Below are 13320 nucleotides of genomic sequence, written 5' to 3' on the forward strand. Positions count from 1 at the left end.
GATAACTTGTTGAATACAAAGGATTTAAATAAAAAACAGGAGCGTGCACGGAATGCGGAAAGGGATGAAAAATTCAACGACGCTGCCCGCAGTTGTAGCATTTTGAAACGTTAGTGTTTCCCTTGAGGGCGGGGAGCGGCCTATTTGCCGCGCCGTGCTGGCTTCATCGCTCTTCCAGGACGTACCCGACACCTCGGCGCGTGTGGATGAGCCTGGCGTCGAAAGGCTCGTCAATCTTCGCTCGCAGCCTGCGAATCGAGACCTCGACGACGTTGGTGTCGCAGTCGAAGTTCATGTCCCAGACTTGGGCGATGATCTGCGTGCGGCTCAACACCACGCCTGCATGGCGCATCAGGTAATGCAGCAAGGCGAACTCCTTGGTCGTCAGGTCGATGCGCTGGCCGTCCCTGAAGGCTCGGTGGCGGCCCTGGTCGAGTTCCAGGTCGGCGACCCGGATGATCTCCACGGATGCGCTGTGATCGGACCTGCGCATGAGCGCGCGCACCCGGGCCAGCAACTCCGGGAACTCGAACGGCTTGATCAGGTAGTCATCGGCACCGTGCTCCAAGCCCCTGACCTTGTCGGCCAGACGGCTGCGCGCCGTGAGGATCAGGATGCGAGCAGGGCAAGCGTGTCGCTTCAACCGTTCGAGCACTTGCCAGCCATCCATCTCGGGCAGGTTGATGTCGAGGACGATGACCTCGTACTCATGTTGTTCGGCCAGGTACACACCATCTGACCCACTGTGAACGCAATCCACGACATAGCCGCATTCTGTAAGACCTTGGCGCACATAGGCCGCGGTTTTTACTTCATCTTCGATTACCAGAATCCGCATTGGGGTATTGTCTCGATATCACGGGGCAATGAGCCGCGCACGCGCAGGTGTATTGTTGAAATGAGGAAATCAAAAAGCTTTGGCGGAAGCTTGAATAACGTATTTGTAATGCGCGGGTAATGGGTTTGATAGTTTGGGGTTTATTCTTGGCGCAAAAAAAAGCGCCCAGAGGGCGCCAAAATATCCACCTTATAACCAAAGGAGCACAGGAGGTGAATGCGTGAATTTAGTAGTTCGAAAAGGGTTGTCAACGTATCGAAAGTGGATATTCGACGATCAAGCGAACTTCATCGAGGTCCGATTCGAATGCCGTGGCTCGGGTAGTTGCCTGGCGCACCCGGAATGACAGGTCTTTCGCCGCGCCGGTCTGCACGGTGTACTTCACTTCGACATCTCGCTCCCAACGTTTCTGATCGGTTAGCGGATTGCCGTTCTCGTCGGTGCGCATGTAGATCGGGTTGGCGTTCGAGTAGTCGGCGTCGGAACCCCTGGCATAGCGGGTCATGAACGACAAGCCGGGGATGCCGTAGTGGGTCATGTTCAAGTCGTAACGCAGCATCCAGGAACGTTCGTTCGGCGAGTTGAAGTCGCTGTACTGGATCGAGTTGTCGAGGAAGATCGAGTCCGACTGACGCAGGTAGTCGAAATCGTCGTCGCCGGTGTTGCGCTGGTGCGACAGTGCCAGGGTGTGCGCCCCGTACTGCACGCCCAGCTTGGCACTCCAGATGTCGTTGTCGAACTCGCCCAGGCGCTGCTTGCCCTCATCGACGGCCTTGTAGAGGTTGAAGCCGCCGATCAGCGCCAGTTCGTCGCTCAGCGGATAGGCCATGCTGGTACCCGCATAGTACTGATTCCAGGCGTCTTTCAACTGGCTGGCGTACAGGCTCACGGTGAAGTTGTCGTTGACCTGATAGTCACCGCCGCCGTAACCGATCCAGGGCGAGTTGACCGGCCCGGCATAGAAGGTCTCGAAGTTGTCGTCGAGGTTGCTGGAGACCGGCTGGCTCATGGCGTGTAGCCGGCCACCCTGCAAGGTGAGGCCCTGGACGCTGGTGTTCTCGACCGTCACGCCGCGAAAGCTTTCGGGCAGCAGTCGCGAATCGCCCGAGGCAACGACCGGGTTTGCCGGGAAGACGTCACCCACCCTCACGATGGTATCGAACAAGCGCACCTTGGCGGCGGCACCGATCTTGGTGTATTCGTCGCGTGCTTCGCCGTCGCTGGCGACGGGCAACACGTCGAATGAGCTGCGCCCGCCGTTGCGTCCCTCGCCGGTGTCGAGCTTGATGCCGATCATGGCGAAGGCATCCACACCTACGCCGACCGTGCCCTGGGTGAAGCCGGAGTTGAACGTGCTGATGATGGCCTGGGCCCAGGCTTCGGAATAACCGTTGCTGTTGCCTTTGCCACTGTTATAGGTGGGGGCGGAACTGTCTCGGTTGTCGCGATTGAAATAGAAGTTGCGATTGAGCACAGTGAAGCGGCTGCCTTCAATGAACCCTTGCGGTTTGTCTTCGGCGTGGGCCGAAATAACGAAACTGCCGGAAAATGCAAAAACTGCAGCCAAACAAAGGGTTGCCTGAGTGCTCATTCGATGCTCCTTCGAGTCCTGGCGGCTTTTATTATGTGATGTCGATGCGGGGGGCGTAGTTATCGATCCCCGGCAGCGCCTCTGGCTGAGCGCCCGGCGCATAGTTGCAGGTCGAAGATAACGGGAGGGTGATCGGATAATGACAATTTCGTCATCGATCGGCCGCGGGGCGATGCAGTGAGTTCAGCTACTCCAGCCACTTCACGGGTTTCTAACGAGATTGTAATTTTCGCGCCACCGCGCTGATAGCTACCGCTGATTAGAGTGCCAGCACTTTTTCCAGTGGGGCTTGGCAGTGGTTGCGACGTGCTCGCCAAGCGTGATCGAAGTTTGCGCACGAGGACCGTGAAAGTGCCCGGGTATCACCGCAATGTCTTTTCAAAATGCGCTGCCTGGAAGGTCGCCGCCTTGTGTGCGGCCATCTGCGGGTTGATGGCGCCGGCAGCCTTTGCCCAGGGCATCAGCTTGCCCCAGGCGCTGTCGACGGCAATGTCTGCCAACCCCGACCTGGCGGCTGCCAGGCAGGAGATCGGCATCGCGCAAGGTGCGCGCGCGCAGGCTGGGGTCATTCCCAACCCCGAAATTTCCTATGAGATGGAAGACACCGACCGCGACAACAGCACGACCACCGTGACGCTCAGCCAGCCCTTGGAGCTTGGCGGCAAGCGCAGCGCCCGAATCGAGGTCGCCACCTTCGGCCAGTCCGTGGCGCAGCTGGAGCTTGACCGGCGTGTGAACGCCCTGCGTGCCGATGTCGTGCAGGCGTTCTACGCGGCCCTGCGCGCCCAGACTGGCCTGGACCTGGCCAGCCAATCCCTCGAATTGACCGAGCGCGGCCTGCGCATCGTCGAGGGCCGCGTGCGCGCGGGTAAATCCTCGCCGGTGGAGGCTACCCGTGCCCAGGTGCAGCTGGCCGAAGCCCAGTTGCAGATGCGCCGTGGCGAAACCGAGAAAACCACCGCCTACCAGCACCTGGCCCAGGTTACGGGAAGCCCGGTCACCGTGTTCGACCGCCTGGATTCGCCGAGCCTGTCCCCCGGTAAGCCGCCGGCGACTGACGCGCTGCTGTCCAGGCTCGAGCAGACCGCAGAGATGCGCCAGGCGGTGGCGCAGATCGATCAGAGCGATGCCGCGTTGGGTTCGGAAAAAGCCCAACGTATCCCCAACCTCACGGTGAGTGTGGGTAGCCAGTACGACCGCTCCGTGCGCGAGCGAGTCAATGTCGTGGGCCTCTCCATGCCCCTGCCTCTGTTCGACCGTAACCAGGGCAACATCCTGTCCGCTTCGCGCCGTGCCGATCAGGCACGCGACCTGCGCAACGCGGTGGAGCTGCGGCTGCGCAGCGAAACCCAGACCGCGCTGAACCAGTGGTCCACCGCCATGCAGGAAGTCGAGTCCTACGACAAGACCATTCTGCCGTCGGCTCAACGGGCCGTGGACACCGCGACCCGCGGCTTTGAGATGGGCAAGTTCGGCTTCATCGAGGTGCTCGATGCCCAGCGCACCTTGATCGTTGCGCGGGGCCAGTACCTCGAGTCGCTGGCAGCGGCGACCAATGCGCGCGCGCAGCTGGAGCGGGTGTACGGCGACCTGGGCACAGCTGTCGACGTGCGCTGAGCGGCCCAGACACATTCTTCGGCACGCGGCATTGAACACGCCGCGGTCAACGATCAGCAGGAGCAGCAATGGATAACAAACGCAGGATCGCCCTGGCGGTAGTCGCAGTGGCAGCCCTCGGCTTTGGCAGCCTCGCCTGGAACGCCGGTTCCGAGCAGGCATCCGGTCATGCCGAGCACGGTGCAGACGATGACCACGGGCATGACAAGCAAGCCGCATCAGCCACCAGAGGGGAAGGCGATGAGAACCATGGTGAGCAAGGCCACGCAGAAGAGGGCCATGGCGAGGAGGGCAAGCTGACCCTCAGCGCCGAACAGATCAAGGCCGCCGGTGTCGTGCTGGCAACGGCAGCAGCGCGCGAGCTTGGCACCGTCGTGACCTTCCCAGGCGAGATCCGTTTCGACGAGGACCGTACCGCCCACGTGGTCCCTCGGGTCCCCGGCGTCGTCGAAAGCGTTCATGCCAACCTCGGCGAAGCGGTGAAGAAGGGGCAGATCCTTGCCGTGATCGCCAGCCAGCAGATCTCTGACCTGCGCAGTGAGCAACAAGCCGCCCAGCGCCGCGTGGAGCTGGCGCGGGTGACCTTCGAGCGTGAGAAGCAGCTGTGGCAGGACAAGATCTCTGCCGAGCAGGACTACCTCCAGGCGCGCCAAGCGCTGCAGGAGGCCGAGATCGCCCTGGCCAACGCCAGGCAGAAGGTTGGCGCGATCGGGGCGTCGGTCAACGCCGTTGGCGGTAACCGCTACGAGCTGCGCGCTCCCTTCGACGCGGTGATCGTGGAAAAGCACCTGACTGTCGGCGAGGTGGTCAGCGAGGCGACCAACGCGTTCATTCTTTCTGACCTCAACCAGGTATGGGCGACCTTCGCGGTGCCACCGGCCGACCTGGGCAAGGTGGTGACCGGCCGGGCGGTGAAGGTGTCGTCCCCCGACATGAATGCCGAGGTCGACGGCAAGGTCGGCTACGTCGGCAGCCTGCTCGGTGAGCAGAACCGTGCGGCGACCGTCCGCGTCACCCTGACCAACCCCAATGGCGCCTGGCGCCCGGGCTTGTTCGTGAACATCGCGGTCACCTCACGCAGCGATCGGGTTGCCGTGGCCGTCCCGGAGGCCGCTGTGCAGACCGTCGAGGAGCAGCCTTCGGTGTTCGTGCGCACCGCCGAGGGCTTCGATACCCGGCCGGTAAAGCTTGGCCGCCGTGACGGTGGCTATGTGGAGGTGACCGATGGCGTGAAGTCCGGTGACCGGGTGGCAGCCAGCGGCAGCTTCACGCTCAAGTCCGAGCTGGGCAAGGCCACGGCCGAGCACAGTCACTGATGCGCACCGACAGGATGATTTGCCATGTTTGAACGTCTCATCAGATTTGCCATCGAGCAGCGCATCGTGGTCATGATCGCCGTGCTGATCATGGCCGGCATCGGCATCTACAGCTACCAGAAGCTGCCGATCGACGCGGTACCCGATATCACCAACGTGCAGGTCCAGATCAACGCGGCCGCCCCGGGCTATACGCCGCTGGAAACCGAGCAGCGGATCACCTTCGCGGTCGAAACGGCCATGGCCGGCCTGCCGGGCCTCAAGCAAACCCGTTCGCTGTCTCGCGCCGGCCTTTCGCAGGTCACCGTGATCTTCGAGGACGGCACTGACATCTTCTTTGCCCGCCAACTGGTCAACGAGCGGCTTCAGGTTGCCAAGGCGCAGCTGCCAGAGGGTGTGGAGGCGGTCATGGGGCCCATCTCCACCGGGCTTGGCGAGATCTTCCTGTGGACGGTCGAGGCTGAAGACGGCGCAGTCAAGGAGGACGGCACGCCCTACACGCCCACCGACCTGCGGGTGATCCAGGACTGGATCATCAAGCCGCAGTTGCGCAACGTCCCCGGTGTGGCCGAGATCAACACCATCGGTGGCTATGCCAAGCAGTATCACATCGCACCTGACCTCAAGCGCCTGGCGACCTACAAGCTGACCCTCAATGACCTGGTCGCGGCCCTGGAAAGCAACAATGCCAACGTCGGCGCCGGCTACGTGGAGCGCAGTGGCGAGCAGTTGCTGATCCGCGCGCCTGGCCAGCTGGGCAGTGTCGAAGATATCGCCAACATCGTGATCACCAGCGTCGCTGGGGCGCCGATTCGCATCAGCCATGTCGCCGAAGTCAGCATCGGTAAAGAGCTGCGCTCCGGCGCCGCTACCGAGAATGGCCGTGAGGTGGTGCTGGGGACCGTGTTCATGCTGATCGGCGAGAACAGCCGGAGCGTGTCCCAGGCGGTCGCTGCCAAGCTTGAGGAAATCAACCGCACGCTGCCCAAGGGGGTAGTCGCGATCACGGTCTACGACCGGACCCATCTGGTCGAAAAAGCCATTGCGACGGTCAAGAAGAACCTCATCGAAGGGGCGATCCTGGTCATCGCCATCCTGTTCCTGTTCCTGGGCAACATCCGTGCGGCGCTGATCACCGCGATGGTGATCCCGCTGTCCATGCTGTTCACGTTTACCGGCATGTTCCACAACAAGGTCAGTGCCAACTTGATGAGCCTGGGGGCGCTGGACTTCGGCATCATCGTCGACGGCGCCGTGGTGATCGTGGAGAACGCGATCCGCCGACTGGCCCAGGCGCAGCACAAGCACGGGCGCTTGCTCACCCGGGCCGAGCGTTTCCACGAGGTCTTCGCCGCAGCGCGTGAAGCGCGTCGGCCACTGATCTTTGGCCAGTTGATCATCATGGTGGTGTACCTGCCGATCTTCGCCCTCACCGGGGTCGAGGGCAAGATGTTCCACCCCATGGCCTTCACCGTGGTGATGGCGCTGCTGGGCGCGATGATCCTCTCCGTCACTTTCGTCCCGGCGGCGATCGCCATGTTCGTCACGGGCAAGGTCAAGGAAGAAGAGGGCGTGGTCATGCGCCACGCGCGCCAGCGCTACCAGCCTGTCCTGCAATGGGTGCTGGAACACCGCAACCTCGCCTTCTCGGCGGCGGTCACCGTGGTGGTGCTCAGCGGTGTGCTCGCCAGCCGCATGGGCAGCGAGTTCATTCCGAGCCTGAGCGAGGGCGACTTCGCCCTGCAGGCCTTGCGGGTTCCCGGCACCAGCCTGACCCAGTCGGTGGACATGCAGCAGCGCCTGGAAAAGGCGGTGATGGAAAAGGTGCCGGAGGTGGAGCGCGTGTTCGCCCGTACCGGTACTGCGGAAATCGCCTCCGACCCGATGCCACCGAACATTTCCGACGCTTACATCATGCTCAAGCCCAAGGCGCAGTGGCCGGACCCGGACAGATCGCGTGACGAACTGATCGAAGAGGTGCAGAAGGCCGCCGCCAGCGTGCCTGGGAGCAACTACGAGTTGTCTCAGCCGATCCAGCTGCGCTTCAACGAACTGATTTCCGGTGTACGCAGCGACGTCGCGGTCAAGGTCTACGGCGACGACATGGACGTGCTGAACCGTACCGCCGCGAAGATCGCCACGGCATTGCAGGGTGTCCAGGGGGCGTCCGAGGTGAAGGTCGAGCAGACCACGGGCCTGCCTGTTCTGACCATCAACATCGACCGTGAAAAAGCCGCGCGCTACGGCCTGAACATTGGCGCCGTACAAGATGCCGTGGCGATCGCGGTGGGTGGTCGCCAGGCCGGCACGCTGTATGAAGGCGACCGTCGCTTCGACATGGTGGTGCGCCTGTCCGAGACCCTGCGCACCGACGTCGCCGGGCTGTCGGGCCTGCTGATCCCGGTGCCCGCGAACCCGGCGCTCGGGGCCGAGCAGATCGGCTTCATTCCCTTGTCCCAGGTGGCCCGCCTGGACCTGGAGCTGGGCCCCAACCAGATCAGCCGCGAGAACGGCAAGCGCGTGGTGGTGGTCAGTGCCAACGTGCGCGGCCGTGACCTGGGTTCGTTCGTCGACGAGGCGAGCCAGGCCCTGGCCACCCGCGTACAGGTTCCTGCCGGTTACTGGACCACCTGGGGCGGCCAGTTCGAGCAGCTGCAATCGGCCGCCGAACGCCTGCAGATCGTCGTGCCGGTGGCCTTGCTGCTGGTCATGACCTTGTTGTTCTTGATGTTCAACAACCTCAAGGACGGCCTGCTGGTCTTCACCGGGATTCCGTTCGCGCTGACCGGTGGTGTCGTGGCGCTGTGGCTTCGCGACATCCCGCTGTCGATCTCGGCAGGCGTTGGCTTCATTGCGCTGTCCGGGGTGGCGGTACTCAACGGCCTGGTGATGATTGCCTTCATCCGTTTGCTGCGCGAGGAAGGGCGCACCCTCAGGCAGGCGGTGGACGAGGGTGCACTGGCCCGACTGCGCCCGGTGCTGATGACCGCCCTGGTAGCTTCCCTGGGCTTCATTCCGATGGCCCTGGCGACCGGTACGGGTGCGGAAGTCCAACGACCGCTGGCGACCGTGGTGATCGGCGGGATCCTGTCTTCCACCGCGCTGACCTTGCTGGTGCTGCCTGCGCTCTATCACTGGGCCCATCGCAGGGACGACGACGGCGATCAAGCGCTGAACGGATAGTCGATGTAGGGCGTCGCGGTCAGTGTGGTGGGGGTCAAACGTGTTTTGTTCTGTGGCCGAACGCAAAGGCTGTGATAATGGAGAGCAATCACAAGGGCCTTGCCATGCTGACCATCTCTGACAACGTGCATCTGCCAGATGCCGACATCGAACTGACGTACATCCGCGCGCAAGGCGCGGGTGGGCAGAATGTCAACAAGGTGTCCAGCGCCGTGCACCTGCGCTTCGACATTCGCGCATCAATGCTGCCCGCGTTTTACAAGGAGCGGCTGCTGGCGCTGCGTGACAGTCGCATCACCGGCGACGGCGTGTTGATCATCAAGGCCCAACAGTACCGGACCCAGGAGCAGAACCGCGCTGACGCGCTGGCGCGTCTTGCCGAGTTGATCATCGCTGCCGGCAAGACCGAGAAGAAACGCCGTCCTACCAAGCCGACCCTAGGCTCCAAGACCCGCCGCCTCGAAGGAAAAGCCAGGCGCAGCACTGTCAAGGCAGGTCGGGGCAAAGTGGAGTTCTAAAACCCGCAACACAGGTTGCAGGCTTTTGCATGTGCCTTTCGAAAGGGATGCATCAACAACAACCAGTGAATGGGCCGAAACGAAGAAAGCCAGGCAATGCCTGGCTTTCTTGTCGCGGGGGGTGCTTCATGTGAAGTCCTTGTGGCGCCGATCAGTTATCGGCTTGTTCCTGATCACCCTTGCGTGCTTTCTGCTGCTGGGCAACTTGCTGTGTGTTCTGATCGAACGAGTCGTCGCTCCACAAGCGCGCCTGCTCCGCCCGGAAGTTTTCATTGAATTGAACCGCGCGCTCATGACCGCCTTCGGCATAGGCGCTACCCATGAGTGCAAACAGCACGCTGCCAAGGGCGAAAGATTTCAAATGTTTCATATCAAGCCTCGGTGTCTACCAGGCCTGCCAGATGCGCGGCCTTTGTTGTCTGGTAGTTTAGGAACGCGAAGCTAACGGGAAGGTGAGGCAATCATTACAATCCTGCAACGTTCGCCATTGGCACTGCCCCCGAGGCTTGGATTGGCGTCGAACTTCCTGGGGCAGCCCATCCTGTGGGAGCCGGCTTGCCGGCGATGGGCTGCCACGCAGCCCTAGGTATGCGGCACTCCCTTGGGCACCCCGGCATACTGCGGCTTCAGATGCCCCTGTTCATCCAGCAGGTAGGCATCCATCACTTCCCGCACCACCGGCCCGGCGACCCGGCCGCCGGCCTCGCCGTTCTCGATCATCACCGCCACCACCACGCTGGGGTGATCGGCCGGGGCGAAGCCGACGAACAGGGCGTTGTCACGGTGGCGTTCGAGGGTTTTGTTGCGGTTGTAGCGCTCGCCCTGCTTGATCGCCACCACCTGCGCCGTGCCGCTCTTGCCGGCAATCCGGTACTGGGCCCCGGCAGCGGCGGCGCGAGCGATGCCGCGCGGGTCGTGCATGACCATCTGCATCCCCTGGTTGACCTGGTCCCAGGCGTGCCGGTCGTGCAGTACGATGTCGGGCATCGGATTGGGGTCGACCGGCGTTTCGCCGCCCACCGTCATCGCCAGGTGCGGGCGGTGCCACGCGCCCTTGCTGGCCAGCAGGCTGGTGGCCTGGGCCAGTTGCAGCGGGGTGACCTGCATGTAGCCCTGGCCGATGCCGAGGATCAGCGTCTCGCCGGGGAACCAGGCCTGACGCCGGGTGGCCCGCTTCCATTGGGCCGAAGGCATGAGCCCGGCGGCCTCTTCGTTCATGTCCAGCGAGACCTTTTGCCCCAGGCCGAACTCGGCCATGTAGTCGTGCAGGCGGTCGATGCCCAGCTTGTGCGCCAGGTCGTAGAAGTAGGTGTCGTTGGAACGCATGATGGCGGTGTACATGTCCACCCAGCCATCGCCGCTGTGGTTCCAGTTGCGGTACTTGTGGTCGTAGTTGGGCAGCTCGTAGTAGCCCGGGTCGAACACCCGGCTGCCAGGCGTGATCACGCCGCTGTCGAGGCCGGCAATGGCCACTTCCGGTTTTACCGTCGAACCCGGCGCATACAGGCCGCGCAGCACGCGGTTGAACAGGGGGCGGTCGATCGAGTCGCGCAGGGCGGCGTACTGCTTGAAGCTGATGCCCTTGACGAACAGGTTGGGGTCGAAGCTGGGGTTGCTGACCATCGCCAGCACGTCGCCGTTGGCCGGGTCGAGCACCACCACCGCACCACGGCGGTCGCCCAGGGCCTTCTCGGCGGCCACCTGCAGGTGGCTGTCGAGGCTGAGGATGATGTCCTTGCCGGGGATCGGGTCCTGATGGTTGAGCACGCGCATGACCCGGCCCTGGGCATTGGTCTCGACTTCCTCGTAGCCCACATGGCCGTGCAGCTGGCTTTCGTAGAAGTGCTCGATACCGGTCTTGCCGATCGACTGGGTGCCGCGGTACTCGGTGCTGTCGAGGGTCTTGGCTTCTTTTTCGTTGATGCGCCCAACGTAACCCACCGAATGGGCGAAGTGCTCGGCCAGGGGATATTCGCGGATGAACTGCGGCTCCACGTCCAGGCCCGGCAGGCGGAACTGGTTGACCGCCACCAGGGCGATCTGCTCCTCGGTCAGGCCGACCATCAGGGTCACCGGTTCGAACGGCTTGCGGCCACGGCGCAGGTCCTTGTCGAACTGTTTGCGGTCATCCTCGCCAAGACCCAGGACTTCGGCCAGGGTATCGAGCACCTTGGCCGAATCGCCGGCGCGCTCGCGGGTCATGGTCAGGTCGAAGCTGGGCTTGTTGTCGGCCAGCACCACGCCGTTGCGATCGTAGATCAGCCCGCGCTCGGGGGCGATGGGCAGCACGTGCACGCGGTTGTTTTCCGATACCGCGGTCTGCTGGTCGTGTTGCAGCACCTGCAGCACATAGAGCCGGCCGACGAGGACGGCGACCAGGCTGAAGACCAGGGCAGCGCAGGCCAGGAGCCGGCGGTTGACCAGGTGCTTTTCCTTTTCGTGGTCCTTGAGGGGGATCGGTTGGGGCATGGGCGATGGTGTGTCGGCTGAACGCGAAACCTGTGGGAGCCGGCTTGCCGGCGAATACGCCAGGCCAGCCAACATGGATGTAGACGAGTGCCATGCACCCGAATCGCCGGCAAGCCGGCTCCCACAAGCATGCGGGGCGGCGATGCTACGCCCACCGGCGCCTGCCCTCAAGGCGAGGGCCGACGCACGGTCTCCGGCGCATGGCGTTTCACCCCGTTATCAGGGCACTCGCGGCGTATATGAAGATTTGTTCATGCGCCTTCGGTTTCACTTGCCTGCAGCCAGCAGGTTGTCCTGGGTCTGTTGCTCCACCGTGCGTTCGATCTCCCGTGCCAGAGTTTTAACATCATGCTGTTCGATTTCCTTGGGCATCACCGCGAAGCCGATCGAGTTGTACAGCCGCCCCCAGGCCGCCTGGGCGTCGGAGTAGGCGGCCTCGCGCTGGTAGCGCGACAGCAGCATGCGGCCTTCGGCGCGGATCAGCTCCAGCTCGCTGCCCAGCGCGGCTTTGCGCGAGGACTGGGCGTAGTTGAGCAGGCTCTGGTCCACGCGCAGGCTTTCGTCGGCGAATTCCACTTCCTGGCGGGCGAGCTGATAGCGCAGCAGGCCCACGCGAACCTGGGTGAGAATCGCCATGGACAACGCGGTACGGCGCATGTCGTCGGTCTTTTCCTGGCTCTTTTCCGCCGCGGTGATGTCCGGGTACTGCAGCAGGCGCAGCAGGTTCATCGAGACGTTGATGCCGGTCTGGTTCCAGTCGCTGTTGTACAGGTACTTGTTGGAATCGTACTCGTAGCCGTAGTTGAAACTCACGTTCGGCCACAGCTGGGCCTTGGCGATCTTCAGGTCGTTCATGCTCACGCGCTTGCGGTACCACTCTTCCATGATTTCCGGGCGGCGCTCCAGCGACAGGCGCTCCAACTGCTCGACATTGCTGGTCAACATCGGCAGCGGTGGTTCGGCGGTATCGGCCAGCACCATGCGGGTATTGGGCGGCAGCGACATCAGTGCGGCCAGTTCGGCGCGGGCGAACTCAAGGTCCTGGCGGCGCACGGTGAGCATGTACACCGAGTCGAGCAGGGCGCGCTGGTAGGCCAGGATGTCCTGGCGCGGCAGCAGGCCCTTGCCCTCGGCTTCACGGGCCGAGGTCAGGGCGCGGTGGGTGCGCATCAGCAGGCCGTCCACTTCCGGCAGCAGGCGCTGGGCACCCAGGGCACGCCAGTAGGCATTGCGCACGTCCTGCAGCACATTCTGCGCAACCTTCTCACGGCGCTCCTCGGCCATCAGGATCTGGTCGTTCTTCTGCTGCGTGCGGAAGTAGGCAACGCCGAAGTCCAGCAGGCTCCAGGACAGCCCGAGGCTGTACAGGGTGCGGTAGCGCTCTTCGGAGGTGGAAGGGCGCAAGCTGACCTGGCGGTCCTCGATGCCGATCGAGGTGCCGCCGGAATCGTTGTTGCGCCCGGCGTAGCCGGCGGAGGCGACCAGGCGCGGCAGCATCTCGTGGCTGGAGACGTCGCGCAGGTCCGAGGCCAGGGCGCTTTCCAGCAGCTTCAGGCGGTAGTCGAGGTTGTACTTCAAGGCCCGTGCCGAGGCTTCGTAGAAGGTGATAGGGCCGTTGACCGGCTCTTGCTCCTTGTACATCCGCGCCTGGTCCTCGATCACCCGCTGGCGCATTTCATCTTCGCTGTAGGGCTTGGGCTCGAAGGCCGAGCAGGCGCTGAGCAGGACGCTGACGGCAGTGAAGGTGCTCAGGCTTTTCAATGTGGATACTGGCATAGGCAGTCCTTG

At 63.1% G+C, this 13320-nt stretch carries 9 protein-coding genes; 4 read left to right on the top strand and 5 right to left on the bottom strand.

The window, feature by feature from the left end; genetic code table 11:
* Window positions 1-163: 163 nt before the first annotated feature.
* Both KU43P_RS10685 and KU43P_RS10690 read right to left on the bottom strand, forming a co-directional pair.
* A complete protein-coding gene (locus KU43P_RS10685) occupies window positions 164-838 on the bottom strand; it encodes a heavy metal response regulator transcription factor (protein ID WP_317662920.1) in 675 nt (224 codons plus the stop codon).
* A gap of 247 nt (window positions 839-1085) precedes the next feature.
* Window positions 1086-2429 (bottom strand): OprD family porin, encoded by a 1344-nt coding sequence (locus tag KU43P_RS10690; protein WP_317662922.1) that lies wholly within the window; start codon window positions 2427-2429, stop codon window positions 1086-1088.
* Window positions 2430-2780: 351 nt separating this feature from the next.
* Between KU43P_RS10690 and KU43P_RS10695 the strand changes: the two genes are divergently transcribed.
* The 4 genes from KU43P_RS10695 (at window position 2781) to arfB (ending at window position 9063) form a co-directional block, all read left to right on the top strand.
* Window positions 2781-4046, top strand: a complete 1266-nt coding sequence (locus tag KU43P_RS10695) for a TolC family protein (protein WP_317663773.1) — start codon at window positions 2781-2783, stop codon at window positions 4044-4046.
* 68 nt (window positions 4047-4114) lie between these two features.
* Window positions 4115-5362 (top strand): efflux RND transporter periplasmic adaptor subunit, encoded by a 1248-nt coding sequence (locus tag KU43P_RS10700; RefSeq protein ID WP_317662924.1) that lies wholly within the window; start codon window positions 4115-4117, stop codon window positions 5360-5362.
* A gap of 24 nt (window positions 5363-5386) precedes the next feature.
* Window positions 5387-8545, top strand: a complete 3159-nt coding sequence (locus tag KU43P_RS10705) for a CusA/CzcA family heavy metal efflux RND transporter (protein WP_317662926.1) — start codon at window positions 5387-5389, stop codon at window positions 8543-8545.
* A gap of 104 nt (window positions 8546-8649) precedes the next feature.
* Entirely contained in the window at window positions 8650-9063 is a 414-nt protein-coding gene (arfB, locus tag KU43P_RS10710) for an alternative ribosome rescue aminoacyl-tRNA hydrolase ArfB (protein ID WP_317662928.1), read from the top strand.
* 151 nt (window positions 9064-9214) lie between these two features.
* On the opposite strand, the gene KU43P_RS10715 is transcribed toward arfB, so the two are convergent.
* From KU43P_RS10715 to KU43P_RS10725, 3 genes are all read right to left on the bottom strand, one after another.
* Window positions 9215-9433, bottom strand: a complete 219-nt coding sequence (locus KU43P_RS10715; protein ID WP_317662930.1) for a hypothetical protein — start codon at window positions 9431-9433, stop codon at window positions 9215-9217.
* Between the two features lie 212 nt (window positions 9434-9645).
* Entirely contained in the window at window positions 9646-11532 is a 1887-nt protein-coding gene (gene mrdA / locus KU43P_RS10720) for a penicillin-binding protein 2 (protein WP_317662932.1), read from the bottom strand.
* A 267-nt stretch (window positions 11533-11799) separates the two neighbouring features.
* Entirely contained in the window at window positions 11800-13308 is a 1509-nt protein-coding gene (locus KU43P_RS10725) for a TolC family protein (RefSeq protein WP_317662934.1), read from the bottom strand.
* Between the last annotated feature and the right edge of the window lie 12 nt (window positions 13309-13320).

Source organism: Pseudomonas sp. KU43P, from assembly GCF_033095865.1.
Classification (GTDB): Bacteria; Pseudomonadota; Gammaproteobacteria; order Pseudomonadales; family Pseudomonadaceae; genus Aquipseudomonas.